This is a genomic window from Pseudomonas sp. SB113 (assembly GCF_040754745.1).
Lineage (GTDB): Bacteria > Pseudomonadota > Gammaproteobacteria > Pseudomonadales > Pseudomonadaceae > Aquipseudomonas > Aquipseudomonas grimontii.
On record NZ_JBFMHW010000019.1, the window covers coordinates 89,241 to 114,288 of the forward strand.

At 59.5% G+C, this 25,048-nt stretch carries 20 protein-coding genes, 1 tRNA gene and 1 pseudogene; 7 read left to right on the forward strand and 15 right to left on the reverse strand.

The annotated features are described in order from the left end of the window. Nucleotides 1–324 precede the first annotated feature (324 nt). Complete coding sequence (locus AB1462_RS22975; protein ID WP_259192027.1) at nucleotides 325–1,824, reverse strand: PLP-dependent aminotransferase family protein; 1,500 nt, start codon at nucleotides 1,822–1,824, stop codon at nucleotides 325–327. A gap of 211 nt (nucleotides 1,825–2,035) precedes the next feature. Between AB1462_RS22975 and AB1462_RS22980 the strand changes: the two genes are divergently transcribed. Beyond that, nucleotides 2,036–3,259 carry a benzoate/H(+) symporter BenE family transporter gene (locus tag AB1462_RS22980; RefSeq protein ID WP_315337015.1) on the forward strand — a complete coding sequence of 408 codons (1,224 nt, stop codon included), beginning with the start codon at nucleotides 2,036–2,038 and terminating at the stop codon, nucleotides 3,257–3,259. Between the two features lie 155 nt (nucleotides 3,260–3,414). On the opposite strand, the pseudogene AB1462_RS22985 reads toward AB1462_RS22980, so the two are convergent. Both AB1462_RS22985 and AB1462_RS22990 read right to left on the reverse strand, forming a co-directional pair. Continuing rightward, nucleotides 3,415–3,591 (reverse strand): annotated as a pseudogene (locus AB1462_RS22985) (integrase); the annotation flags it as partial. 128 nt (nucleotides 3,592–3,719) lie between these two features. After that, nucleotides 3,720–4,682 (reverse strand): AraC family transcriptional regulator ligand-binding domain-containing protein, encoded by a 963-nt coding sequence (locus AB1462_RS22990; protein WP_367247996.1) that lies wholly within the window; start codon nucleotides 4,680–4,682, stop codon nucleotides 3,720–3,722. A 67-nt stretch (nucleotides 4,683–4,749) separates the two neighbouring features. Between AB1462_RS22990 and AB1462_RS22995 the strand changes: the two genes are divergently transcribed. The 3 genes from AB1462_RS22995 (at nucleotide 4,750) to AB1462_RS23005 (ending at nucleotide 7,658) form a co-directional block, all read left to right on the forward strand. Next, nucleotides 4,750–5,607 (forward strand): sterol desaturase family protein, encoded by an 858-nt coding sequence (locus AB1462_RS22995; protein WP_367247997.1) that lies wholly within the window; start codon nucleotides 4,750–4,752, stop codon nucleotides 5,605–5,607. Beyond that, the gene (locus AB1462_RS23000; RefSeq protein WP_090406884.1) at nucleotides 5,604–6,197 is read left to right on the forward strand and encodes an NADPH-dependent FMN reductase; all 594 of its coding nucleotides are present in this window, start codon (nucleotides 5,604–5,606) and stop codon (nucleotides 6,195–6,197) included. The genes AB1462_RS22995 and AB1462_RS23000 overlap by 4 nt, the downstream gene beginning before the upstream one ends. 549 nt (nucleotides 6,198–6,746) lie before the next feature. Continuing rightward, the gene (locus tag AB1462_RS23005) at nucleotides 6,747–7,658 is read left to right on the forward strand and encodes a DMT family transporter (protein WP_367247998.1); all 912 of its coding nucleotides are present in this window, start codon (nucleotides 6,747–6,749) and stop codon (nucleotides 7,656–7,658) included. Between the two features lie 267 nt (nucleotides 7,659–7,925). Here AB1462_RS23005 and AB1462_RS23010 read toward each other — a convergent pair. After that, nucleotides 7,926–8,001: transfer RNA gene (locus AB1462_RS23010), tRNA-Asn, on the reverse strand. Between the two features lie 60 nt (nucleotides 8,002–8,061). Further along, the gene (locus tag AB1462_RS23015; protein ID WP_367247999.1) at nucleotides 8,062–8,958 is read right to left on the reverse strand and encodes a LysR family transcriptional regulator; all 897 of its coding nucleotides are present in this window, start codon (nucleotides 8,956–8,958) and stop codon (nucleotides 8,062–8,064) included. A 100-nt stretch (nucleotides 8,959–9,058) separates the two neighbouring features. Between AB1462_RS23015 and lldD the strand changes: the two genes are divergently transcribed. Together lldD and AB1462_RS23025 are read left to right on the forward strand one after the other, a co-directional pair. Further along, nucleotides 9,059–10,201, forward strand: a complete 1,143-nt coding sequence (lldD, locus tag AB1462_RS23020) for an FMN-dependent L-lactate dehydrogenase LldD (protein ID WP_090406916.1) — start codon at nucleotides 9,059–9,061, stop codon at nucleotides 10,199–10,201. A 280-nt stretch (nucleotides 10,202–10,481) separates the two neighbouring features. Beyond that, a complete protein-coding gene (locus tag AB1462_RS23025; RefSeq protein WP_315336990.1) occupies nucleotides 10,482–11,408 on the forward strand; it encodes a GGDEF domain-containing protein in 927 nt (308 codons plus the stop codon). Nucleotides 11,409–11,429: 21 nt separating this feature from the next. Here AB1462_RS23025 and AB1462_RS23030 read toward each other — a convergent pair whose 3' ends face one another. The 7 genes from AB1462_RS23030 to AB1462_RS23060 all read right to left on the reverse strand — a co-directional run bounded on the left by AB1462_RS23030 (nucleotide 11,430) and on the right by AB1462_RS23060 (nucleotide 19,204). Next, entirely contained in the window at nucleotides 11,430–12,233 is an 804-nt protein-coding gene (locus AB1462_RS23030; RefSeq protein ID WP_090406922.1) for a TenA family transcriptional regulator, read from the reverse strand. 46 nt (nucleotides 12,234–12,279) lie between these two features. Next, the gene (locus AB1462_RS23035; protein WP_367248000.1) at nucleotides 12,280–14,742 is read right to left on the reverse strand and encodes an EAL domain-containing protein; all 2,463 of its coding nucleotides are present in this window, start codon (nucleotides 14,740–14,742) and stop codon (nucleotides 12,280–12,282) included. Between the two features lie 71 nt (nucleotides 14,743–14,813). Beyond that, on the reverse strand, nucleotides 14,814–16,616 hold the full coding sequence (locus AB1462_RS23040; protein ID WP_367248001.1) for an ABC transporter ATP-binding protein: 1,803 nt from the start codon (nucleotides 16,614–16,616) through the stop codon (nucleotides 14,814–14,816). Beyond that, nucleotides 16,609–17,211, reverse strand: coding sequence for a DsbA family protein (locus tag AB1462_RS23045; RefSeq protein WP_186731520.1), 603 nt, complete (start codon nucleotides 17,209–17,211; stop codon nucleotides 16,609–16,611). The genes AB1462_RS23040 and AB1462_RS23045 overlap by 8 nt, the downstream gene beginning before the upstream one ends. Before the next feature lie 36 nt (nucleotides 17,212–17,247). Then, nucleotides 17,248–18,189, reverse strand: a complete 942-nt coding sequence (locus AB1462_RS23050; protein WP_065923916.1) for a rhodanese-related sulfurtransferase — start codon at nucleotides 18,187–18,189, stop codon at nucleotides 17,248–17,250. A 196-nt stretch (nucleotides 18,190–18,385) separates the two neighbouring features. Beyond that, nucleotides 18,386–18,679, reverse strand: a complete 294-nt coding sequence (locus AB1462_RS23055) for a BolA/IbaG family iron-sulfur metabolism protein (RefSeq protein WP_090406934.1) — start codon at nucleotides 18,677–18,679, stop codon at nucleotides 18,386–18,388. A 6-nt stretch (nucleotides 18,680–18,685) separates the two neighbouring features. Further along, nucleotides 18,686–19,204: a DUF2059 domain-containing protein gene (locus AB1462_RS23060; RefSeq protein ID WP_090406937.1), complete on the reverse strand. Its 519-nt coding sequence runs from the start codon at nucleotides 19,202–19,204 to the stop codon at nucleotides 18,686–18,688. A 192-nt stretch (nucleotides 19,205–19,396) separates the two neighbouring features. Here AB1462_RS23060 and AB1462_RS23065 point away from each other — a divergent pair, with 192 nt between their 5' ends. Then, nucleotides 19,397–20,779, forward strand: coding sequence for a class II fumarate hydratase (locus tag AB1462_RS23065; RefSeq protein WP_090406940.1), 1,383 nt, complete (start codon nucleotides 19,397–19,399; stop codon nucleotides 20,777–20,779). Here AB1462_RS23065 and AB1462_RS23070 read toward each other — a convergent pair. The 3 genes from AB1462_RS23070 to pap form a co-directional block, all read right to left on the reverse strand. Beyond that, nucleotides 20,776–21,732 (reverse strand): DMT family transporter, encoded by a 957-nt coding sequence (locus AB1462_RS23070; protein ID WP_090406943.1) that lies wholly within the window; start codon nucleotides 21,730–21,732, stop codon nucleotides 20,776–20,778. The two genes, AB1462_RS23065 and AB1462_RS23070, sit on opposite strands and share 4 nt — an antisense overlap. Before the next feature lie 129 nt (nucleotides 21,733–21,861). Next, nucleotides 21,862–23,046: a thiolase family protein gene (locus AB1462_RS23075; protein ID WP_090406946.1), complete on the reverse strand. Its 1,185-nt coding sequence runs from the start codon at nucleotides 23,044–23,046 to the stop codon at nucleotides 21,862–21,864. 354 nt (nucleotides 23,047–23,400) lie between these two features. Further along, nucleotides 23,401–24,915, reverse strand: a complete 1,515-nt coding sequence (pap, locus tag AB1462_RS23080) for a polyphosphate:AMP phosphotransferase (protein ID WP_367248002.1) — start codon at nucleotides 24,913–24,915, stop codon at nucleotides 23,401–23,403. Nucleotides 24,916–25,048 lie beyond the last annotated feature (133 nt).

The following is a 25,048-nucleotide window of genomic DNA, read 5'->3' on the forward strand; positions in this document are numbered from 1 at the left end:
GTGCTGTTTTGATGCTGTGGTGGTTTAAAACCGGACTGCCGGCCATCGAGGGTGGCCCACCGACATAGGTTCGGTCCGGCACTCAACACCGGTACTGCAGCATAGACACAGACTGCAATACCTGCACGGTGAGTGGACTAAAGGACGGTCTGATCCCATCCTTTCGTGTAACTGAGATGAACTATTTCACCGCCGCAGGGGCACGGGCAGTGATGCCGGCAAACCATGGGAGGAGGCGCGTGACCGTGTCTGAAACGTGTTTGTCCCGGAGCGTTGCGCAGAAACGGACACGGTGTTCTGCAGCTCGGCCAGCCATTTGTTGTCTTACTTCTTGCTCAGCGCATTGGCCAGGCGAAGCATGGCTGCTTCGATTTCATAGGCGGTCAAGGACGAATAGCCCAATAGCCAACCTTGTTTCTTCTCCTCGCCGGCGTACAGCCGACTGAGGCCGGGCAGTTGCACTCCCGCGCTGGCCGCTTGGCGGATGGTCTTTTCCTCCGACCAGCCATCAGCCAACAGGCAGGGAATCTGCAGCCCGCCTTGGGGGCATAAGGCCGTGGCAATACCGTCCAGGTGCTTTCCGATGGCATTGAGCATGATTGCACGGCGCCCGGCGTAAAGTTTGCGCATGGCCCGGACATGGGAGTTGTAGTGACCGTCCTCCATGAAGCGCGCCAGGGTCAGCTGAAGGATCTGCGGCGTGTGGCCGTCCATGATGCTGCGCGCGTAGGTGAAGGCTTTGACCAGCTCGAAAGGCAGCACCATGTAGCCCATCCGCAACCCTGGATAGAGCGTCTTGCTGAAGGTGCCGAGGTAGATCGTGCGCTGGTATTTGTCCAGGCCCTGTACGCACGCGGTCGGCAGCCCTTCGTAGTGGAATTCGCTGTCGTAGTCGTCCTCGATGATCCACTTGCCCTGCTCCGCCGCCCAACTGATCAGCTCGAGTCGGCGTTCCAGCGGTAAGGTCGCTCCGGTGGGGTATTGATGCGAGGGCGTGACATAGACGCAATTGGCGCCGCTGCGGTCTGCCTGCAGCACGTCCGTGCGTATGCCCAGGCCATCGACGTCAATGGGCACGACCTTCACCTCGGCCGTTTCAAAGGCCTTCTTGGCGCCGTAGTAGCCCGGGTTTTCCAGCAAGATCGGTTTGCCGGCGTCCACCAGCAACTGAGCACACAGGAACAGGGCTTGGCGAGTACTGCTCAACACCAGGATCTGGTCGGGGGAGCATTTGGCCCCGCGTTCGAGGTTCAAGTAGGTGGCGATAGCCTTGCGCAGAGGCTCGACACCTTGCGGGTCTCCGTGCAGCAGGACATTGCCCCGGTAGTCCTTCATGACCTGGCGTTGCAGGCGTTCCCAGACATCGGTGGGGAAGGCGCGGGTTTCCGGTAGACCTGTGGCAAAGGCCTTGATCACCTGTTGATCGCTAACTCCACCACTGTCGAAAATCATCCGACCGCGCCGGCTCAAGCCTGGTCCTGGCACCGCCGCGCTGCGTTGGGCGTCTTGCACCTTCATGCGCCGGCGCGCTGCCCCGCGCAACTCGGTGCCAACCGTCTCGGATACATAGCTGCCCGAGCCCTCGCGCCGCACGATGAAGCCATCACGGTGCAATTGCACGTAGGCGTTCTCGACCGTGTCGCGAGCAACGCCGAGCGTCTTGGCCAGGACCCGGGTTGCGGGCAGCTTCAGGCCAGAGTCAAGGGCACCGTCGAGGATCAGTGCCCGCAGGGCGCGCTGAATCCGCAGGTGCAGATCCAGCATCTGAAACTCGGCGTCGTTGAGTCGCATCTTCAGCGTTTCAAGCTCGAAGGTTTTTGCCATGCGGTCTGCTCACTACGAATAAATTGGCCCATATAGGCAGGCCAGTCTATCCGTAGACTCTGCTCATCGCTAGGTAAGGGCCGGACGCAAGCCCGAATAGTGGTCGGATTTCATACGTAAAAGTGCATGGCTAAAACAGGCCATGTCAGCGCAAAAAATCACTTTCCAGTCGAGGCCAAGTACCTCGCTTTGCAAGGAGCAAAGTTCAGCCATGCCTTCTTCAACATCCCAGTCATCTGTCCGCCTCAGCGATCTCATGCATCCGATCATCGCCGGTCTGATCTCGGTCATTGTCAACTATGGCGGCACCTTCATCCTGGTCTTCCAGGCAGCCAAGGTCGCTGGGCTGAGCCCTGAATTGACAGCTTCGTGGGTGTGGTCCGTGTCGATTGGCGTGGGCGTTACCGGGCTGTTCCTCAGTTGGGTTTCTCGCGAGCCGATCATCACGGCCTGGTCGACACCCGCGGCGGCATTCCTGGTCGTCGCCCTGGCCACCACGCCTTATGCCGAGGCGGTGGGCGCCTACATGATCTCGGCTACTGCCTTCGTGCTGCTGGGCTTGTCCGGCTACTTCGAAAAAGTCATCCGACTGATACCGCCGGGTGTGGCCGCAGGGCTGTTGGCCGGTATCCTGCTGCAGTTTGGCATCGGTGCTTTTGGCGGCATGAGCCTTGAGCCGATGCTGGTCGGGCTGCTGATAATTGCCTACATCCTGCTCAAGCGTTTTACCGCACGCTACGCGGTGGTGGGCATTTTGGCACTGGGGTTGGCCTTCCTGCTGATTCAGGGACGTCTCGATTTTTCAGGCCTGGGGCTGCAACTCGCAGCACCAGTGTTCACCCTGCCTGAGTTCTCGCTCAATGCTTTGCTCAGTGTCGCGCTGCCGCTGTTTCTGATCACCCTGACCGGTCAGTACATGCCTGGCATGCTGGTACTGCGCAACGATGGATTCAGCACCAGTGCCAATCCGATCGTGACCCTCACCGGGTTGGGTTCCTTGCTCATGGCGCCCTTTGGTTCCCACGCCTTCAACATCGCGGCGATTACAGCCGCCATCTGCACCGGCAAGGAGGCCCATGAACAACCCTCCAAGCGCTGGATCGCCGGCATTGCCGCGGGCGTCTTCTACATCCTCGTAGGTTTTTTTGGCGTGACCCTCGCTGCGGTGTTCATGGCCTTCCCGGCAACCTTCATCACTACACTGGCCGGGCTCGCCCTGCTGGGCACCATCGGCGGCAGCCTGGCCAGTGCCATGGTCGACGCCAAATCCCGCGAAGCCTCACTGATTACCTTCCTGGCGGCTGCCGCCAACATCACATTGTTCGGGATCGGCGGAGCGTTCTGGGGGCTGCTGATTGGTCTGGTGGCGTACGCCGTACTCAACGGCCGTTTGCCACGTCGCGAGCCGGTCAGCCGTGAAGGCACTACCAACTGATGCAAGCCCTTACTGAAGAGGCTTCCCGGCTGCATTCATAGCCGAGCATCACCAACTGACAAGGTTCGCTGAATAGCGACCCCAAAAGAGCGATGGCCGCGGCACGAGAATGCTGGTCGCTGAGCGTCTCGACGATGGGCATCACGTGTTCGCGATCCTGGCCCATCCTCCGAACGACACCAGCGCACAAACGTCTGCCAGCGATCACTGTGCGCCTTGACAGTCCGAGAATACCCGCCGCCAAACAGATCTTTTAGCGCTTGCGGCCCTGCATAGCTCAGTTGCCGGCCATAGCCAAAATTGCGTCTATTTCGCCTGCCCACCAGTGCCATGATTGAACGCCTAGAGTTGGGTCGAACGTACCGCCGTGGGGTTGGAACCGCACAAGGGAAATTACTGGCGTGGGATGAGGTGATTTGTGAGGTAACGCTGTCGTTCCGAAAAATTCGGGCCCGCCACATTACTGCCTGTCACGCCATCGACTTCGGGCGTGGAGATACGCCGCCAAATCGCTGTAGCCTAGTTGAGCTGCAATCTCCGTTAATGACTCTCCTTGCAATTCAAGATGCAGTTCCAACTCTGCGCGAATCTGATCGAGCAATTGTCTGAAGGTTGTACCTTCCTCTTCCAGTCGTCTCCGTAAGGTCCTTGGCGTCTGGTGCAGCGCCTTCGCCAGATTGTCCAGATTGGGAGTTTCATCTCTCGCTAGAGATCGTCGCGCGCCTTCAGCAACCTTGGCTGACCAACCGCTGAAATTCCGATGCGCGGCGATCCGTCGATCCAGTTCCTGGGTCAATACCTCAAGCATCCCGTGATGACGTGTCTGCATCGGCAGGCTCAAGCTTCGAGCATCGAAATAGAAGCAGTTAATCGGACAGTCAAACTCGACACGGCCCCCAAACCATTGGGTGTATTGCTTGTAATACGACGGACGAGAGTGAGTAAATCTCGCCAGGACCGGCTGTACCTGCTGCCCTGTTCCCCGCCGCAACTGCGCGATGGACATTACGCCGTAGTGCTCAATGACATAGCGCGCCAGCTCACTGGGCGCATCGACGCACAGCTCGATGCCGACGCCGTTTTCATCATTGAGCAGTTTCACCGTGTCCGTGTCCGACGCAAGCTGCGCGTAAAGGGCCCAAAGTTTCATCGATGATAAAACGTCGGCGCTGTACAAGCACAGATAGGCCAGGACGTGCCAGTCCTGAGGCGTGAATAGCGTGAACAGTTTCAACCCGATCGCCGGATCGATTCGCGCCGCCTCGCGCCAAAGCTGATCCAGCTCGATCAGGCTGTAATCCCTGTTTTCTCTCAAGGCCTGGCTATCCAGGAAACGTTCCAGCACCTGGCCCAGTTTGCCGCGGTGAAAGCGCTGGGGAGAACGATTGACCTGTTCTCTCTCAATTTTGTCCGTTTCGCGCATAGGGACGGCTTACTCGTTGGCTTCTAATGAAATGGCATTGCCCGCAGGGGCCTTAATCGAGAGTGCCATGAATACAATAATGCTCGCCAACAATCCTTCCGTAATAGTGGCCGGGATATTCCTTGCCTTCATCTTGCTGGAACTCGCGTGTTCTTCGCTCCGTCACCCGTCGAGCGGGAAACGTGACGTACTGATCGAAGTCATCGGCTCCGGGATCCTGGTTGCAATCACGTTCCCCAGTGTCATGTGGCTCAGTGGAAAAATCCTGAGCCTGGCTGTTCCGGAAATGAAAGACGCCCTGGCCACCCTTCCTTGGGTCGCAGGGTTCGTGTTGTTTTTAGTACTGGATGACATGACTCAATACTGGTGGCATCGACTGACACATCGGGTCCCGGCACTTTATGCGCTGCACCGCGCTCATCACTCCGCGCCCTACATGAGTGTCCGCATCGTTTATCGAAACAACAGCTTCTACTACATGCTGATGCCCAGCATCTGGCTGTCCGGCATACTGATCTATCTAGGGCTTGCACATATTTACTATGTTTATCTGATCCTAAAGATGACCGTCATCTTCGCAGCGCACAGCAGCGTTGCGTGGGATGACAAACTGTATGGCATCCGTGTGTTGCGCCCTATTGTCTGGGTTCTGGAGCGAACGATCTCCACCCCCTCCACTCATTCAGCCCATCACGGCTTGACTGCCGAGGATGGTGTCACGCATTACAAGGGCAACTTCGGCAACCTGTTGTTCTTCTGGGACATCCTGTTCGGAACGGCCAAAATTACCCGCCGGCGTCCGCCCTTATACGGCATCGAACACTTGTCACCGATCAGTTGGAAAGAAGAGTTGTTCTGGCCCGTCGTGCGTTCACGCCGTGTCGCCCCCAAAGCACACAACGCTAAACAGAAGGTGGCGCAATGAGCCGTCATATCGTTCTGCTGTCTGGATCGAATAGATCAAACAGCCAATCACTCAAAGTCGCAAAATATTTGCGCGACCGATTAGAGCAACTTGGTCTTTGTGATTCAGGCGAACTGCTGAACTTGGCTTCTAGTCGGCTACCGCTGTGGCCAGAAGAAGACATTGATGGAATCTGGAGTGTCCAGCAATCCATCCTCAAAAAAGCAACCGCACTGATCGTGATCAGCCCGGAGTGGAATGGCATGGCTTGCCCGGCGCTGAAAAATTTCTTTTTGTACGCAGGACTCGGTGAACTTGGACACAAGCCAGCGCTCCTGGTGGGGGTTTCGGCTGGGCTCGGGGGAGCTTATCCAATTACTGAATTGCGTGCTTCGAGCTACAAAAACAGCCGGATCATGTATTTGCCTGAACAACTCATCATAAGAAATGTTGAATCGATGTTGAATAGCGAAATTCCCTCAGACGAAAATGATATTCGCATCCGCACACGTACCGACTGGGCTTTGCACTTACTTTGTCAATACGATGATGCCTTACGCACGATACGAACTGCAATCAAACACCCACCTGAGTTCTCTACGGGGATGTAAAACTGTCGCACCTCAATGAGTTGAATAAATAAAACCTTACGCTAATGTGTGCATTTCAACCAAGTCGATGCAAAAACATTAAATATTGAGCCCGCAGAGTGTTGCATCGACGGGTTGATCTAAGTCAAACGGATACGCGATTGGCATGGTTAAAAGCAACCATCAACGCACCGGCAAATAAGATGCAGCGATTAATTAAGAATGTAATTTTTACAACTCAATCTTAACTAGCTCATGACGCTGGAATAGCTATTTTGCGACAGACAACCGTCGGCCAGAAGCGGTCATTTGCGAACCGGTAAACGTCACCGGCCTGATCACGCAAGGCGTGATGCCCAAACGCACATCCTTTTTCGGCAGCAAGAATCGGAGTGCGAGCACATTTCGAACACCCTTACAGTGAGACTCCAAACTTAGAGGAGTCCACCCTGGCTTCCGTATAGCTGGCCTTTCCCCATTAACCATTCCAACAACTTTTTGGATTGCCCGGCATCAGCTATGCAATTCTCGAGTCATTTTTTAGTTAACGAACAGCGCCGAAGGCAACCCATGAAATTATCCGATTATGTACGACTACTTGCTCTAGCGGCGATCTGGGGCGCCAGTTTTCTCTTCATGCGCATCTCGGCTCCTGTTCTGGGCGCGTTGCCGACTGCATTTTTCCGCGTGTTGTTAGGCGCCATTGGCTTGGCCGTCATTCTTGTCATTTTAAAAACCGAAATCGACTTCAAAGGTAAGCTAAAGCAGATCATGGTGTTGGGCGTTATCAATTCTGGCATCCCATTTTTGATGTATTGCGTGGCGGCACGGCTGTTACCTGCCGGCTATTCAGCAATTTTCAATGCGACCACACCGATGATGGGCGTCTTGATCGGTTGGATGTGTTTCAGCGATTCGTTGACATTGAAAAAAGGTATTGGCGTGTTGATCGGGCTCATGGGCATTACGTTGCTGACCGGCACCGGCTCCGTCACACTTTCAATGAACGTGGCCATGGGCGCGTTGGCTTGTTTAGTCGCCACCAGTTGCTACGGTGCAGCAGGATTTATGACTAAACGATGGATAGCAGACAAGGGTGGGCTGGACGCGAAACTCGTAGCTTTTGGCAGTCATATTGGCGCTACCCTGTTTCTCGTACCGTTTTTCGGAATCTCAACCGCAATAAACCTACCGACGAGTTGGGGTAACCCGGAGGGTTGGATAGCGCTGGTTGCGCTGGGTTTCATCTGCACCGCGTGTGCATACATTCTGTACTTCCGCTTGATAGCGGATATCGGGCCGGTGCGCTCGCTGACCGTTACCTTCCTCATCCCTCCCTTCGGCGTGCTGTGGGGTGTGATGTTCCTTGGTGAGCGTCCTTCGGTCGCACATTTATACGGCGGCGGGCTTATCTGTTTAGCTGTGTGGTTCGTTCTCAGTAAGAGCAAGCCGAAGCAAGAGCCCTCACCTGCTTCGGATTGATCCAATAACTTAGCTGCCCTCAACGATTTCTAATCTGATTGGCTGGTGGCCACGAAGAACCATGTCTTAGTTTTGCGGAGTCTGGGAGATGACTTGGCCGGACGGATACCAACTCGGGAGCTATGTACCGGATTGAAGATGTGACGTTACGGCTAGGCAATTGCCCTGCTTCGACTTCAGAACGTCCTGAACGGGCTGTGCGCTTTGATCGCCCCGGAAAAATCCAGGGCAAAAAAAAGCCTGCATCGCTGCAGGCTTTTCCCTATCTGGCTCCACGACCTGGACTCGAACCAGGGACCCAATGATTAACAGTCATTTGCTCTACCAACTGAGCTATCGCGGAATGCGCCGTATGTTACTGATTGAAAAGGAGAAGTCAAGCCTTCCCTGACACTCTGGACGATTAATCCGGATGACCGGTTGAACGTTGCTGCTCCCTGGCCAGCTCCAGCCAGGCTCGCACGGCGGGGGGCAGGTGGGCGGTGGCGCGCCAGGCCAGGGCGATGTGCCAGTCTGTGTGGGGTTCGTCGAGGGGGATCAGGGCGATGCCTGCGTGTTGGTGCTTGTGCGCCAGCATGCGGGGCAGGAAGGCGACGCCGAGGCCGGCGGCGACCAGGTCGACGATGAAGTCGATCTGTCCGCTGCGCGCCGCCACGCGGGGTGTCACGCCTTTGCGCTCGCAGGCGGCCAAGATCTTGGCGTTCAGGGCGAAGCCGGCTTCGAACAGGATGAACGGCGAATCCGCCAGGTCGGCGAAGTCGATGCGTTGACGCTGGGCCAGTGGGTGGCTCCTGGGCAGTACGGCCATCAGCGGTTCGTTACGCACGGGCTGATAATCGAAGCCTTCGTCAACCGGCAGCAGCAATGCAGCGAGGTCGACCTCCCCCGCTTCCAGGCACTCGCGCAATCTTTTGCTGCCGTATTCGGTGAGTTCGATGTCGATGTCCGGGTAACGACTGCGGTAGGTGGCAAACATCGTCGCAAACAGCACACCACACCCCACCGGTGGCAGGCCGATGCGCAACACGCCGCGTCTGAGACCGCGCAGGTCGTTGATCTCGGCGACCAGGTCATGGTGTTCGGCGAGCAGCACCAGGGCGCGGCGGTAGGCGATCTCACCGGCGGCGGTGAGTTCGTTGCGGTGCCCCAGGCGGTCGAGCAGCGGCATGCCGAGTTCCTCCTCCAGGGTCTTCACCGCCTTGCTTACCGTGGATTGGGTCAAGGCCACCACTTCGGCGGCCTGGGAGAATCCGCCCTGGCGCACCACTTCGACGAACGTGCGCAACGTCCTCAAGTTCATGGGTATTCCTTTAGCGACTGGCTACTAGCGATAAAAGTTGTTTTTATCATGACAGATATTTGCCTATCCTGACCCGCCCAGCCTTGTGGAGACACGCTTAATGATCATCTCGTCCGCCTCCGACTACCGCGCAGCGGCCAAACGCAAGCTGCCGCGCTTTCTGTTCGACTACATCGACGGCGGTGCCTACGCCGAGCACACGATGCGCGCGAACAGTTCGGACCTGGCCGAGATCAGCCTGCGCCAGCGCGTGCTGCGCAATGTCGATAGCCTGAGCCTCAAGACTACGCTGTTCGGTCAGGCCCTGGACATGCCGGTCATCCTCAGCCCGGTCGGCCTGACCGGCATGTATGCGCGGCGTGGCGAAGTGCAGGCGGCGAAGGCGGCGGCGAACAAGGGCATCCCCTTCTGCCTGTCGACGGTGTCGGTATGTTCGATTGAAGAAGTGGCGTCGCAGAGCCCGCAGTCGATCTGGTTCCAGCTGTATGTGCTCAAGGACCGGGGCTTTATGCGCAACGCCCTGGAGCGGGCCCAGGCGGCTGGGGTTACCACCCTGGTGTTCACCGTGGACATGCCCACGCCGGGCGCGCGCTACCGCGATGCCCACTCGGGCATGTCCGGGCCGTTCGCGGCGCAACGGCGCATGCTGCAGGCCGTCACCAAGCCGCAATGGGCATTCGACGTAGGCTTGATGGGCCGCCCCCACGACCTGGGCAATATTTCCAAGTACCTCGGCAAACCCACCCACCTGGAAGATTACATCGGCTGGCTGGCCAATAATTTCGACCCCTCCATCAGCTGGAAAGACCTGGAGTGGATCCGCGAATTCTGGAAAGGCCCGATGATCATCAAGGGCATCCTCGACCCCCAGGATGCCAAGGACGCGGTGAGTTTCGGCGCCGATGGCATCGTGGTTTCCAACCATGGCGGCCGTCAGCTGGACGGTGTGCTGTCCACCGCCAAGGCCTTGCCACCGATTGCGGATGTCGTGGGCGATGACCTGACAGTGCTGGTGGACTCCGGCATCCGTTCCGGGCTGGACGTGGTGCGCATGCTCGCCCTGGGTGCCAAGGCGTGCCTGCTCGGACGCGCCACCGCCTATGCCCTGGCCGCCGATGGCCAGCACGGCGTGGAAAACCTGCTGGACATCTTCGCCAAGGAAATGCGCGTGGCCATGACGCTGACCGGTGTCACCTCCATTGACCAGATTGACTCCACCACCCTGGTGCAAGCTGCCAAATAACTGACGTCATTGCTCAACGACTGTTGTTGAGTTTAAAAACAGTCTTTGATTTATAAGGACTTTTATTAATTCAAACGAAGTGGCATGAATATCGCTCTAACACGCTCAAGCAGGTTAAGCGATGACAAGACGTGCGGCAGGGCCCAGGGGTTATAACCCCTGGCAAAGCGGTTTAAACTGTTTCCAATGTTTTACGGAACTGAAGGAACAGTAAGACGCTTGGCGCTCGCCACTCTCATCGAGCCTGTAAGACAGCTAAGTGCTTAGAGGCCGAACGCTTATGAAAACACCAACCCAGACCAACGCAATTGACTTCGACAGTGCCAAATTGCAACGCCTGGGCTTTGGTCAGCCATTACTCGTACCTCGCCGCCCCACGACCGTCGCGCAACTTCGCCAGCAACTGGGGATGCAATTGCAGACCAGCCTGGAACCGGAGCGCATCCTCGCGGTGTTTTTCCGCGAGATACAGCGCCTGGTGCCCTTGGATGCCCTGCAATATCGCCACGAGACCAGCGACCTGCGCCTGGAGTTTGGCCTGCGCGGCCACCACTCGGTGAGCTACAGCCTGAGCCACGAAGGCGAGCACCTCGGCGAGCTGATCTTTCGCCGCAACCAGCGCCTGCTGGAAGAGGAACTCGGCCAACTCGAATCACTGCTGTCGACCCTGCTCTACCCGATGCGCAACGCCCTGCTCTACCGCGCCGCAACCCGCAGCGCCCTGCGCGACCCGCTGACCGAGACGGGCAACCGCATTGCCATGGACCAGACCCTGCAACGCGAAATCGACATGGCGCGCCGGCACCTGAGTCCGCTCTCCTTGCTGATGCTGGACATCGACCACTTCAAGATCATCAACGATACCCACGGCCATGCGGCGGGCGATAACGTATTGCGCGCCGTCGCCGGGGCGATCAAGGGGCAGTTGCGTAACGTGGACATGGTGTTTCGGTTTGGCGGGGAAGAGTTTCTGATCCTGCTGTCCAACACCGGCCGGGATGCGGCGGCCATGGTCGGTGAACGCCTGCGCCAGGCGGCGCAGGCCCAGGATTATTGGGCGGATGAAACACGGATCGAATTGACGGTGAGCCTCGGTTGTTCGACCTTACTGGCCGCCGAGTCGGCCGAAAGCCTGTTGCGCCGGGCCGACAACGCCTTGTACGTGGCCAAGCGCGAAGGCCGTAATCGCCTGGCAATGGCGGGATAAAACCCCGCCATTGCCGTTACATCACGCTTCGCTGGCGACGCGCATCGGGCGCTCACGCACAACAGCGCTCGCAGGTTTGTCTTTCTCCAGACGCATGCAACTTTCCAGGAACAGGTACATGTAGTCGTAGCTCTTGCACACGGCTTGGCGCAGCTCTGCCTGCAGTGCCTTGGTCGGGTTCATCCCGGCCAGGGTGCAGATGATTTCCAGGGCTTCCCAAGGATGGGCGTCGTCGTACTGGGCGTGCATCTTCAGCCACTTCATCGCACGCTTGCGGTCTTCCTCGGGAAAGGCCGCCGCATACACGCCAGTGGAGCACACCACCGCCGACCACTCCCCCGTCGCCCCCTCGATCGCATAGTTGGTCGCGGCAACGGCCACGATCAACGAATCGGCCGAGCTGGTATGCCAGCACCAGTGGCTCAGCGCATGCAACTCCGGCGGCACATTCTGGGCCTGCAGTTCTTCGAGGCTGACGCCATGGGCACGCGCCCAATGGACCCAATAATCCGCGTGGTTCAGCTCCACACGGATATTGCGCATCAGCCAACGTCGCGCCATGTCTTCCCCTGGATGGCGGGCAAATTTGGTCTTGGTGAGGTTCTGTGCCATGTACAAGGCAAACTGTTCCACCACGGGCCAGCCACCGATCAGGTAGTGACGCATGGTCTTGGCGCTGAGCGTGTTGTCACGCATGCGTTGGTACAGTTCGTGTTCGACAACCCGGCGCTTGCTCTCGCTGCAGTCCTGGATCAATTGCTGAGCCCAGGCGGGGTAACTTGAGGCTTCCATAAGCGGGCCGGTTCTGCTGAATGTGTCGATCACTATTAAGGCTCCTTTTTAAGTGTGATTTTACAGACCGGCAAATGTTTCAGCGGAATGTGCCGGGCGCCCTGAATAACAGGGGCTGCGGCCGCACAGGTCGACACTGCAAGCTATCAAAGGTAAACAATTGCGGTCGTTCAATCAGGTAGCCCTGAGCGTAATCCACACCGATGTCGAGCAAAGCCTGTTCGATTTGCGGTGTTTCAACAAATTCGGCAATTGTGCGCTTACCCATGACGTGGCCGATGTGGTTGATCACTTCGACCATCGCGCGGTTAATCGGGTCGTCCAGCATATCCTTTACGAAACTTCCATCGATCTTCAGGAAGTCTACAGGTAAATGTTTCAGGTACGCGAATGAGGACATTCCGGCGCAGAAGTCGTCGAGGGAAAAGTAGCAGCCTAAGGCTTTGAGTTCATTAATAAAGCGAATGGCGCTGCCCAGATTTGCAATAGCGCTTGTCTCTGTTATTTCAAAACAAATCATTTCTGGTGGAATGCTGTAAGCCTCGAATTTCTCCCGTAAAAAGCCGAGAAAATCATCATCGCCAATCGTAATACCTGACAGATTGATCGCACACATCGCCATAGGCCGGCCCGGATGCTCGTGCATGCACCGGGCAATGAACTTGAATACGTTTTCCACCACCCAACGGTCCAGGGAGGTCATCAAACCGTAACGCTCGGCCGCCGGGATGAAGCTGTCGGGCAGGATGATCCGACCCGCCTCGTCATGCAGGCGCAGCAGGATTTCAATATGCCCATTGCCGCCGTCGGTATGTCCCAGGGGCGAAATTTCCTGGGCGTACAGGCAAAACCGGTTTTCTTCCAGCGCCATGTGCAAGCGCTGCACCCAGGCCATCTCGCCAAAGCGCAGGGACAGCTCCGAGTCATCGGCGTGGTACACCTGAACACGGTTGCGGCCCTTTTCCTTGGCCATATAGCAGGCCATGTCGGCGGCACGCAGCGAGGTTTCCAGGGTGGTCGGGGTTTGTGAGACGTGCACCAGGCCGATGCTCACGGTGGTCATGAACGGCCGGCCCTTCCACACAAAATGCAGGCTCTGCACGGTGTGGCGCAGGCTCTCGGCGACTTTTTCCGCCACTGCCGCCGGGCAGTTCTCCAGCAGGATGCCGAACTCGTCGCCCCCCAGGCGCGCCAGGGTGTCGCCTTCGCGCAGGTCCGATTGCAGCAGCGCGCAGATATGCCGTAGCAACTCGTCGCCCGCCGCATGGCCGCAGGTGTCGTTGACCAGCTTGAATTGGTCAAGGTCGAGAAACATCAATGCATGTCGACCACCCTGGGACTGCCCTGCCCTGTGCAGCACCTGTTCCAGGCGGTACTCGAACTCGCGACGGTTGGCCAGGCCGGTCAAGGCGTCGTGCGTGGCCTGCCACGACAGGTTGGCGATGTATTGGCGCTCCTGGGTCATATCGTGCAGTACCAGCACTGCACCGCTGACCTTGCCGCCACTGAGGATCGGCGCGCCCACCAGAGTGACGGAGACCGTACTGCCGTCCAGGCGCTGGATGGTTTTCGAATGCTCGCTGCCGCCCTTGAGCTGGCCCTTGACGATGTGTTCGATCAGGGTAAAGCCATCCGGCTGCGCATTGTCATCCAGCAGGTTGAACAGTGCAGCCAGGGGCAGGCCCTGGGCCTGGGCCGAGTTCCAGTGGGTCATCGCCTCGGCTGCCGGGTTCATATAGGTAATGGTCCCATCGACGTCGGTAGTGATCACTCCGTCGCCTATCGACTCCAGGGTGATCTGTGCGCGCTCCTTCTCGGCTTGCAGGGCATTGGCGAACGCATGGCGCTGGGTCAGCAGCTTATGGGTACGCAACAGCGCCAGCGCAATCAGGCCCAGGGCCGTCGCCAGGTTGGTGATCAGCAGCAACCGCAGAATCATGCGCGAGCCTTCACCCAAGGCGTCGCTGAAGGCTTTGGCGGCAGGGGTCACACCCTCGTTGATGGCGGTGATGCGGGCTTTCCACTGCCGAACATCGTTGGGATTGACCCGATCGGCACTGATCGCTCGGTGCATCTCGCGGGCCAGATCGTCCAACTGAACCAGGTAGCCATCGCCCACGGTCCACAGCTCGATGGCTTTTTCCAGGTAGCTGAAATGCCGAAAATTCAGGTACAGCCAGATCACACTGGAAACATCGTCCGGGTGGTTGCCGCCCTTGAGGATGCCCAGGCGCGCGGCCGCCAGGTCAGGGCTGGGACGGTCGAGGGCAATGCGCAGTTCATGGCCGCCCTGAGGCACGGCAATGGCCTGGTGATATTTGAGGTAGGTACTTTCGGCGCGGTTATCGGCATAAAGCGTCAGGTAATAGATCGCGTCCTTCTGGCCCTTGGACCACAAGCTCTCGCCGCCCACATAACCACGCACCGCTGAAAGCACGTAGAGACTGACGCAACCCAACAATGCCTGGAACAGCACGACGGCGATAAAGGGCCAGACAATGCCCAGTAGCCGAGGCGTTCCGAAAGTCCGCTTTTGCTTCATGAAGTCCCTTGCATATGCACTGCTGGAAACGCACGCAAACACCCACTTCCGATAGCACAGCCTAGGCTAAATCAACGTACTTGCTGCAAGTGCCCATAGAGTTTGGCGTAAAGACCGCCATCGGCGATCAATTGCTGATGGTCGCCATCCTCGGCGATATGACCGCCGTCAAACACTAACACTCGATCAGCTTGTTTTACCGCCGACAGACGGTGGGCGATGATCAGTGTAGTACGGCCGCTGAGGAAGCGTGCCAGCGCCTGGTGCAGGTTGTACTCGGTGGCGGCGTCCAGGGCGGAGGTTGCTTCGTCGAGTATTACCACCTTGGGTTCGGCCAGGACCATGCGCGCAATCGCCAGGCGCTGACGTTGGCCGCCGGAAAAGCGCACGCCGGAGCGCCCCACCACACTGTCCAGGCCCTGGGGCAATGCCTTGACGGTAGCCTCCAGCTGGGCGATTTCAAGCGCCTGCCAGCAAGCCTGGTCACTGCGCTCGCGGCCCATGGTCAGGTTGGCGCGCACGGTGTCGTTGAACAGCGCCGGGTGTTGCAGCACCACCGCGACGTGCTCGCGAATGGTCTCCAGGCCAATTTCCTGCTGGGTGGCACCGCCGAAACGGATACTGCCCGCCAGCGGCGTGTACAACCCGAGCAACAGTTGCACCAAGGTACTTTTGCCACCGCCGCTGGCGCCGACAATCGCCACCTTCTCACCGGGCGCGATGGTCAGGTTCAACTGGTCGAGGACCAAGTCTTCACCGTAGCCGAAGTTCAGGCCACGCACTTCGATGCCCACGGTTTCGCGCCCGGTGAACGGGTCTGCACCGCCGGCGTATTGCGGCTCATCGGCGCGCGCCAGCAGTTCGTTGATCCGTGTCAGCGCCCCGCCCGCCGCGTAGTAGGCGTATTGCAGGTTCAGCAGTTGCTCCACCGGGCCGATCATGAACCACAGGTAACTGAACACCGCGAGCATCTGGCCGATGGACAGGTCGGAAAACAACACGGTGAGCATCGCCGCCGCACGGAAGATGTCGATGCCGAACTGGAACAGCAAGCCACTGGCGCGGCTCGACGCGTCGGTTTTCCATTGCGAGTGAATGGCGTAGTCACGCACTTCCTGGGCACGCTGGCCGAGACGCCCAAGGAAAAAGCCCTGGCGGTTACCGGCGCGTACTTCCTGGATGGCGTCGAGGGTTTCGGTCAGGGCCTGGGTAAAGCGCGACGTGCTGTCGTTTTCCAGCTTCTTCAGGTGTTTGACGCGCTTGCCCAACTGCACCGTGGCGTAGATCACCAGCGGGTTGAACAGCAGGATCAGCAACGCCAGCTGCCAATGCATCCACACCAGGATCGCCGAGGTGCCGACCAGGGTCAGCATGGCCACCAGGAAACGGCTGAGGGTTTCGCCGACGAATTTGTCCAGCGTATCCAGGTCGGTGACCAGGTGGGTGGTGACCGTGCCGCTGCCCAGGCTTTCGTATTCGGCCAGGGAGATGCGCTTGAGCCGCTCGATCAGGCGCACGCGAATGCGATACACAATGTCCTTGGCCAAGCGCGCAAACAGTCGCGCCTGCACCACGTTGAACAGCAGTGCGCCGCAACGCAGGGCCAGGGTGATCAGCAGCATCAGGCCGATATAACCGGCGGCTTTCTGCCAGACAAGAGGCAGCGCGTGGTTCATCACCTTGAGCGCGGCATCGCCGTGGCCCAGCAGCACTTCGTCCACCAGCAACGGCAACAGCAAGGGAATCGGCACGCTGCACAGCGTCGCCAGCACGGCGACGCCATTGGCGATCCACAGGGACTTCTTGTGACGCAGGGCCAGGCGGCGAACTTCCGCCCAGGTCAATCGATCAGTGCGCGGTGGCTGGTCATGCACAGGTTGCTCGCTCCAGCCATCGCCCCAACAACGGTGACAACTCGGACAGCGGCTGATAGCCGTTAGTCAGCAACGCCAACTGGCCGTTACGCTCGGCGAGCAAAGTCGGAAAACCGGCGATGCCCAGGTCCTGGACCCAGGTGAAGTCAGCGGCGGTCGCGGCATGCTGCTCGGCACGGTCGAATTCGCCGGCAAACTCGATGCGCGGGATACCCGCCTCCTCAGCCAACTCCACCAGCACGCTGGCGAGGGTCACGTCGCGGCCCTCGACATAAAACGCGCGCTGGATCAGCCCTAACAACGTCCATGCGCAATCCGGTGCCAGGCTACGCGCGGTGACAATGGCGCGGCAGGCAGGTTCGGTGTCATAGACAAAGCCGTCGGGCAACGCACCATCGCGCTTGAACGGCTGGCCGGTGGCGTCGGTGACCGCCTGCCAGTGCTCAAGGATGTAGCGCCGGGTGGTTGGTTCCAGTGCCGCACCGCTGCCGGTACGCAAGCCGCCCACCACCAGGTGCACGTCCACGCCGGCCGCCTGGGCCTGCTCAACCAGCGCCTGCGCTACCGGGGCAAACCCCCAGCACCAGGAACACATCGGGTCCATAACATAGAGCAGGCGCGCGGACATGGGTCAGGCCTCGGAAGGGGTTTGCTTGTAGTTGAAGCCAATCGGGTGCGGCATATTGCGGGCCTTGGCCAGCTCAATCTGCTTTTGCCGGTCGATCGCGCTGCGACGGGTTTTCTCCGGCAGCTTATCCCAGCAATGAGGGCAACTGATGCCAGCCACATAGTGTTCGGATGCGCGGTCGGAAGCGCTCACCGGTGTGCGGCAGGCATGACATTGATCGTAGTCACCTTCGCTCAGGTCGTGGCGCACAGTGACGCGATTGTCGAACACAAAGCAGTCGCCCTGCCATTTGGTTTCGGCCTGCGGCACCTCTTCGAGGTACTTCAGGATGCCGCCCTTGAGATGGTAGACCTCATCGAAACCTTCGCTGAGCATATAGCTCGACGCCTTCTCGCAACGAATGCCGCCGGTGCAGAACATGGCGACCTTCTTGTGCTTGGCTGGGTCGAAGTTGGCTTTGATATAGTCGGGAAATTCGCGAAAACTGGTAGTTTTCGGGTCGATTGCGCCCTCAAAGGTACCGATCGACACTTCGTAGTCGTTGCGGGTGTCGATCAACAGCACTTCGGGGTCGCTGATCAGCGCGTTCCAGTCCTGCGGGTCGACATAGGTGCCGACTTTTTTGTTCGGGTCGACGCCTTCGACGCCCAGGGTCACGATCTCTTTCTTGAGCTTGACCTTGGTGCGGTAGAACGGCTGCTCATCGCAGTACGACTCTTTGTGGTCGATGTCGTCCATGCGTGGGTCGTTCTTCAGCCAGGCCATCAGGCCATCAATGCCTTCGCGGCTGCCGGAGACGGTGCCGTTGATGCCTTCTTCGGCGATCAGCAAGGTGCCTTTGATGCCGTTGTCGACCATCGCCTGCAGCAAGGGCTCGCGCAGGGCGACGTAATCTTCGAGGGTGACGAACTTATACAGTGCCGCCACGACAATCGGTTGAGTCATGGGTGTTCTCTCCAGGTGGCTACCCTCGTAAGGGGTGGACCGGATTTGGGCAGTTGCGAGTTTTAAGCTGCAAGCTGCAAGTAAAAGCGAAAGCAAAAAAACGCGCCGACTAGGCGGCGCGTGGGGATTCTAACAAAAACGCAGAGGCAAGCGCGCTTCAATCTTGCAGCTTGAAACTTGAAGCTTGCAGCTGCTGTCAGTGCCCTCCGGCGCAGGTCGGCGAGGCCGGGGCTGCGTCGATTTTCGCCCATTCTTCGGGCGTGTAGGTATGCAGCGCCAGCGCATGAAATTCGCTCATCAGGTCACCCAGGGTGGCGTAGACCTTCTGGTGGCGCTTGACGCGGTTAAGCCCCTCGAACTGCTGGCTCACCAGCACAGCCTTGAAGTGGGTCTGCAACCCACGGCTGTGCATATGGCTTTCATCCAGCACGCTCAAGTGGTCCGGGACCAGGGCGGCGAGCGCCGTTTCGATACGCTGTTGCATGGTCATTCCTGCTTACTTCTTCTTGGCCGGTGCAGCGGCTTTTGGCGTCAGCTCGTTGGTCATGTCTTCCAACAGCTTGTTCACCACCGGCACGGCGCTTTCCAGCTTCTGCTGGGTCATCTGGGCCGATTGCTGGGTCAGCTGCGGCATTTTTTCCAGGACTTTCTTGCCCAGTGGCGACTGGTAGAAGGCAACCAGGTCCTTGAGCTCGGATTCACTGAAGGTGGTGGTGTAGAGCTTTACCATGTCCGGCTTCAGTTTCGGCCAGCCGATGGCTTGGTCCAGAGCGGCGTTGGCCTTGGCCTGGTAGCTGTCCAGTACGGACTGCTTGGCGGCAGGCGCCTTGGTCTGTTCGAAACGCTGGGCGAACATTTGCTGCACTTGCATGTACACCGGGGTACCCAGCTTGTCGGCATGGGCCAGGGTAAGGAAGGCTTCGGCACTGGCGTTGTGGCTGGCGGTATCGGCAAAAACCTGGCCGCTGGCGCAAACCAGAGCAACCGCGGTACAGATGGCACGAAGACGAGTCATCGAGTTTCCTTTTCTAGCAGGCGAGGTAAGACCCCAAGGGCGCCCATTCTGCGCCTAAAAAACGCTGCGGCTCAACCCCGAGCCTTACCGGGCGCGGATTGCCGTGAATGAATCCGATGAAAAGTCTTTTAGGGAACCCCCCAGGCTGATCAGGGCCTAAACTGCGCAAACGAACCTGAAGGAGTGTGCCCGATGAGCCGTATCGAAACCGACAGCCTGGGAGAAGTGGAAGTCCCGGATGACGCTTACTGGGGCGCCCAGACCCAACGTTCGCTGGTGAACTTCGCCATCGGCGAGCAGCGCATGCCCCTGGCGGTACTGCACGCGCTGGCCCTGATCAAGAAGGCCGCCGCCCGGGTCAACGACCGCAACGGCGACCTGCCCGCCGACATCGCCCGCCTGATCGAACAAGCCGCCGACGAAGTGCTCGATGGTCAACATGATGACCAGTTCCCCCTGGTCGTCTGGCAAACCGGCAGCGGCACCCAGAGCAACATGAACGCCAACGAGGTCATCGCCGGCCGTGCCAACGAGCTGTCGGGCAAGCCCCGTGGCGGCAAAAGCCCGGTTCACCCCAACGATCACGTCAACCGCTCCCAAAGCTCCAACGACTGCTTCCCCACCGCCATGAGCATTGCGGCGGTGCAAGCGGTGCACAAGCAGTTGTTGCCGGCGATCAACACGCTGTCCGGCGGCCTCGCGGAATTGTCGGCGCGGCATGCAAAGCTGGTGAAAACGGGCCGTACCCACATGATGGACGCCACGCCGATCACCTTCGGCCAGGAACTCTCGGCGTTTATCGCCCAGCTCGATTACGCCGAACGCGCGATCCGCAGCGCCCTGCCCCAGGTGTGCGAGCTGGCCCAGGGTGGCACCGCCGTGGGCACCGGGCTCAATGCACCCCATGGCTTCAGCGAGGCGATCGCCTCGGAATTGGCAGCCTTATCGGGCCTGCCCTTCGTCACCGCACCGAACAAATTCGCCGCGCTGGCCGGCCATGAACCGATCGTGACCCTGCACGGCGCCCTGAAAACCCTGGCCGTGGCCCTGATGAAAATCGCCAACGACCTGCGTCTGCTGGGCTCCGGCCCGCGTGCCGGCCTTGCGGAGGTGAAACTGCCGGCCAATGAGCCAGGCAGCTCGATCATGCCCGGCAAGGTCAACCCGACCCAATGCGAGGCGCTGTCGATGCTGGCCTGCCAGGTGCTGGGCAATGACGTGACCATCGGCATTGCGGCGAGCCAAGGGCATCTGCAGTTGAACGTGTACAAGCCGGTAATCATCCACAACCTGCTTGAATCGATCCGCCTGCTGGCCGATGGCTGCAATAACTTCCAGGAGCACTGCATCGCCGGCCTCGAACCCGACGCCGCGAAAATGGCTGAGCACCTGGAGCGCGGGCTGATGCTGGTCACGGCACTCAACCCGCACATCGGCTATGACAAGTCGGCAGAGATCGCCAAGAAGGCCTACGCCGAAGGCTTGACCCTTCGGGAAGCCGCGCTGGACCTGGGCTACCTCACGGATGAAGAATTCGACCAGTGGGTACGCCCGGAAAACATGCTGGGCACCTAAGACGCCATACGCAGCCGCCGGGCCTTGAGCCCGGCGAGCAACGACGGCGCCAGCGCGACCGCCGCCGACCCCATGACCACCACCAACGCGCCGAAATAGCCCAGGGCATTGATCTCTTCGGCCTGCACATAGCTGGGCCACAGCCACGCCGCCAATGCCACCGCCACAAAGGTCACCAACGGCGTCAGTGCCAGGGTCGCGCTCACCCGGGAGGCTTCCCAGTGGGCCAGGGCTTCGGCAAATGCGCCGTAGGCCACCAGTGTGTTCATGCAACACGCCAGCAACAGCCAGCCTTGCAGCGGGCTCAGTTGCAGGGCCTCCAGCGGATGTGCCCAAGGCGTCAGCAGCACGGCGCACGACAGGTAGATCACCATCATCACTTGCAGCGAATTCCAGACGGTCAGCAACTGCTTCTGGCCCAAGGCATAGAACACCCAGATCGAAGTCGCGAGCAGGATCGTCAGCACGCCGGCGGTATAAGCGCCGAGGGATGTCAACAGCTCCTCCAGGCGTTGGTTGAAGAACAGACCAAAGCCGACGATCAGCACCACCAGGCCCACGCTCTGCCCGACGCTGAAACGCTCCTTGAACACAAACACACTGGCGATCATCAGGAAGATCGGGCCCATCTGTACCACCAACTGCGCGGTGCCGGGGCTGAGCAGTTTCAGGCCCACCAGGTACAACACGTAGTTGCCCACCAAGCCGCACACCGCCATCGCCACCAGCCAGCCGCCCTTGGGGCCGAGCACTTTACGACTGGGCAGGCGCTGGGTCGCGGCGAGGTACACGAACAGGCAACTGCCGGCCACTATCAGGCGAAACCAGGTGACGGTGATCGGGTCCATCACCTGCAACACTTGCTTGAGCTTGATCGGCAGAATGCCCCAGAGAAACGCGGTCAGCAGGGTCAGGAAAAAACCGTAGACCCAGCGGCCGGAAGAGATGTGCATGAGTGCCCCAAAAAAATGCCAGAGGTGGAGGAGCGGCCATTCTAGGGGCAAGTGGACGAATTGGGATATGGCGCTGCTTACCTGTGGGAGGGGCGGTGCGACGATTCGACTTGCCCCCTCCCACACTTATCAGCGTACGGCTTCGAACAGTCCCGTGGCGCCCATGCCGCCGCCCACGCACATGGTGACGATGCCATAGCGCAAATTACGTCGCTGCAACTCGCGCACAAGGTGCCCGACCTGGCGCGAGCCGGTCATGCCGAACGGGTGGCCGATGGAAATCGAGCCGCCGTTGACGTTGTACCTGGCGTTGTCGATTTCCAGGCGATTGCGCGCATACAGGCACTGCGAAGCAAATGCCTCGTTGAGTTCCCACAGGTCGATGTCCGCCACCTGCAAGCCCCGCGCCTTGAGCAGCTTGGGCACCGAGAAGACCGGGCCGATGCCCATCTCATCCGGCTCGCAACCGGCCACGGTGAATCCACGGAAAAACGCCTTGGGCTTGAGCCCCAGCTCCAGGGCTTTCTCCAGGCTCATCACCAGGGTCATCGAGGCGCCATCGGAGAGCTGCGACGAGTTACCCGCCGTCACCGAGCCGTCTTCGGCGAACACCGGTTTCAAACCGGACAGGCTGGCCAACGTGGTGTCCGGGCGGTTGCAGTCATCGCGATCAACGACGCCCTCGAGGATTTGTACGGCACCCGTGTTCTTGTCCTCGACCTTGTACTTGACCGCCATCGGCACGATTTCATCATCAAACAAGCCATCCGCCTGGGCCTGGGCCGTGCGTTGCTGGCTTTGCAGGGCGTAAAGGTCCTGCTCTTCGCGGCTGACGTTATAGCGGCGGGCGACGATCTCGGCGGTCTGGCCCATGGGGAAGTAGATGCCCGGCACCTGTTCCTTGAGCAGCGGGTTGATCAGGTTATCGGTGTTAACGCTTTTCATGGTCAGGCTGATGGATTCGACGCCGCCGGCAACGATGATCTCGCTGCAGCCCGAAGCGATCTGGTTGGCGGCAATCGCAATCGCCTGCAAACCCGACGAGCAGAACCGGTTGAGGGTCATGCCCGCCGTACCAGTCCCCAGTTGCGACAGCACTGCCACGTTGCGCCCGATGTTGTAGCCCTGGGCGCCTTCATTGGAACCCGCGCCGACGATGCAATCTTCGACGCTGGCCGGATCGATGCCATTTCGGCTCAACAGCGCGTTGACGCAATGCGCCGCCATGTCATCCGGGCGGGTCTGGTTGAACTTGCCGCGAAAGGATTTGGCCAGGCCGGTTCGCACGCTGTCGACGATCACTACTTCACGCATGGGCTACCTCGATCTTGTCGTTGTGGGGAGATGGATCGAGGATAGATCCAGCCCTGCCCCACCGCGATGATCATTCACCTGGCGTATACAAAAGCATGGTGACGAACATAAACCTGTGGCTGGCCGGCCTGTTGTGGCGAGCGGGCTTGCCCCGCGCTGGGCTGCGAAGCGGCCCCAAAACCAGCCAATAAGGTCTGCCTGAAAGAACGCGGCGCCTTGGTCAGGGCCGCTTCGCGCCCCAACGCAGGGCAAGCCTGCTCACCACAACAGGCCCGCTCACCACAACAGGCCCGCTCGCCACAACAAGCCCGCTCGCCACAGAGAGCTGCATCCTGGACAACACCAGGCCAGTGGTTATTTCTTTTTCTTCTTGTCGTGCTTGTCGGACTTGGCGAACGCTTCCTCCAAGGCAAGGTTGAGGGTGCGCAGCACCTTGACCCGCGCCCAGCGTTTGTCATTGGCCTCCACCAGCGTCCACGGCGAGACCTCGGTGCTGGTGCGGTCGACCATATCGCCCACCGCCGCACGGTAGTCGTCCCATTTTTCGCGGTTGCGCCAGTCGTCTTCGGTGATCTTGAAGCGTTTGAAGGGGATTTCTTCGCGGGCCTGGAAGCGTTCCAGTTGGGTCTGCTTGTCGATGGCCAGCCAGAACTTGACCACGATCACACCGGCGTCACGCAGTTGCTCTTCAAAGTCATTGATCTCGCCATAGGCGCGCATCCAGTCTGCCGGGGTACAGAAGCCCTCGATGCGCTCCACCAGCACGCGGCCGTACCACGAACGGTCGAACACGGTGAATTTGCCCCGCGCCGGGATCTTCTGCCAGAACCTCCACAGGTACGGCTGGGCGCGTTCATCCTCGGTGGGCGCGGCAATCGGCACGATGTGGTACTGACGTGGGTCGAGCGCCGCCGCCACACGTCGAATCGCCCCGCCCTTGCCCGCCGCGTCGTTACCTTCAAATACCGTCACCAGCGCGTGCTTGCGCATGCGCTTGTCACGCATCAGGCCCGAAAAGCGCGCCTGTTCGGTAATCAGTTGTTCTTCGTAGTCGTCCTTGTCCAGGCTCAAGGTCATGTCGAGGCTGTTGAGCAGGCTCATCTGGTCGATGGCCGAGGGCAACGGTGCCGGATTCATGCCGCTGGCCTTGCCCTTGGGCAGCTTCAGGGCATTCTGCAGGCCTTCGAGCAGGATCTTGCCCACGGTGAGGCTGCGGTAGTTGGCGTCGACACCTTCGATCACATGCCAAGGTGCGTAATCGCGGCTGGTGCGACGCAGGATGCGCTCGCCGAAATGCACGAACTTGTCGTAGGTCTCGGACTGCTGCCAGTCCAGCGGGCTGATGCGCCAGCTGTGCAATGGGTCGTCGGCCAAGGCCTTGAGCCGCGCCTTCATTTGCTTCTTGGACAGGTGGAACCAGAACTTGAAGATCAGCGCGCCTTCATCGCAGAACATCTTCTCCAGGCGCTCGGCTCCGGCGATGGCCTGGTCGAGCCGCGCGTCCTTGATCTCGCCGTGTACCCGGCCTTGCAGCATCTGGCTGTACCAGTTGCCGAAAAAGATGCCCATGCGGCCTTTGGCAGGCAGTTGGCGCCAATAACGCCAGGCCGGTGGGCGGGCCAGTTCTTCGTCGGTCTGCTGGTCGAAGGTGCGCACCTCGATCAGGCGCGGGTCCATCCATTCATTCAGTAGTTTGACCGTCTCACCTTTGCCGGCGCCTTCAATGCCGTTGATCAGGATGATCACCGGGAAGCGCTTTTGCTGTTGCAGCTCATACTGCACCTCCAGCAAGGCTTCGCGCAGGGCCGGCACTTCGGCGTCAAAGGTGTCTTTGTCGATGGCGTGACCGATTTCGGCAGATTCGAACATGGGCGGCTCCGTTCCAGAATTCAGCAAGACTAGCGGATTGGGCAACGCGGCGTGCCAGGAAATTCCACTGCCGCTTGCCATGGATCAATGACGCGCCTGTTGATCGGCTAGAATGGCCGCCTTGCCTTTACCG

Bases quoted from the DNA above. Each gene is read 5' to 3' on its own strand.
- AB1462_RS22975 (WP_259192027.1), bottom strand. From the start codon at position 1,824: ATGGCAAAAACCTTCGAGCTTGAAACGCTGAAGATGCGACTCAACGAC.
- AB1462_RS22980 (WP_315337015.1), top strand. From the start codon at position 2,036: ATGCCTTCTTCAACATCCCAGTCATCTGTCCGCCTCAGCGATCTCATG.
- AB1462_RS22990 (WP_367247996.1), bottom strand. From the start codon at position 4,682: ATGCGCGAAACGGACAAAATTGAGAGAGAACAGGTCAATCGTTCTCCC.
- AB1462_RS22995 (WP_367247997.1), top strand. From the start codon at position 4,750: ATGAATACAATAATGCTCGCCAACAATCCTTCCGTAATAGTGGCCGGG.
- AB1462_RS23000 (WP_090406884.1), top strand. From the start codon at position 5,604: ATGAGCCGTCATATCGTTCTGCTGTCTGGATCGAATAGATCAAACAGC.
- AB1462_RS23005 (WP_367247998.1), top strand. From the start codon at position 6,747: ATGAAATTATCCGATTATGTACGACTACTTGCTCTAGCGGCGATCTGG.
- AB1462_RS23015 (WP_367247999.1), bottom strand. From the start codon at position 8,958: ATGAACTTGAGGACGTTGCGCACGTTCGTCGAAGTGGTGCGCCAGGGC.
- lldD (WP_090406916.1), top strand. From the start codon at position 9,059: ATGATCATCTCGTCCGCCTCCGACTACCGCGCAGCGGCCAAACGCAAG.
- AB1462_RS23025 (WP_315336990.1), top strand. From the start codon at position 10,482: ATGAAAACACCAACCCAGACCAACGCAATTGACTTCGACAGTGCCAAA.
- AB1462_RS23035 (WP_367248000.1), bottom strand. From the start codon at position 14,742: ATGAAGCAAAAGCGGACTTTCGGAACGCCTCGGCTACTGGGCATTGTC.
- AB1462_RS23045 (WP_186731520.1), bottom strand. From the start codon at position 17,211: ATGTGTTCCTGGTGCTGGGGGTTTGCCCCGGTAGCGCAGGCGCTGGTT.
- AB1462_RS23050 (WP_065923916.1), bottom strand. From the start codon at position 18,189: ATGACTCAACCGATTGTCGTGGCGGCACTGTATAAGTTCGTCACCCTC.
- AB1462_RS23055 (WP_090406934.1), bottom strand. From the start codon at position 18,679: ATGACCATGCAACAGCGTATCGAAACGGCGCTCGCCGCCCTGGTCCCG.
- AB1462_RS23060 (WP_090406937.1), bottom strand. From the start codon at position 19,204: ATGACTCGTCTTCGTGCCATCTGTACCGCGGTTGCTCTGGTTTGCGCC.
- AB1462_RS23065 (WP_090406940.1), top strand. From the start codon at position 19,397: ATGAGCCGTATCGAAACCGACAGCCTGGGAGAAGTGGAAGTCCCGGAT.
- AB1462_RS23070 (WP_090406943.1), bottom strand. From the start codon at position 21,732: ATGCACATCTCTTCCGGCCGCTGGGTCTACGGTTTTTTCCTGACCCTG.
- AB1462_RS23075 (WP_090406946.1), bottom strand. From the start codon at position 23,046: ATGCGTGAAGTAGTGATCGTCGACAGCGTGCGAACCGGCCTGGCCAAA.
- pap (WP_367248002.1), bottom strand. From the start codon at position 24,915: ATGTTCGAATCTGCCGAAATCGGTCACGCCATCGACAAAGACACCTTT.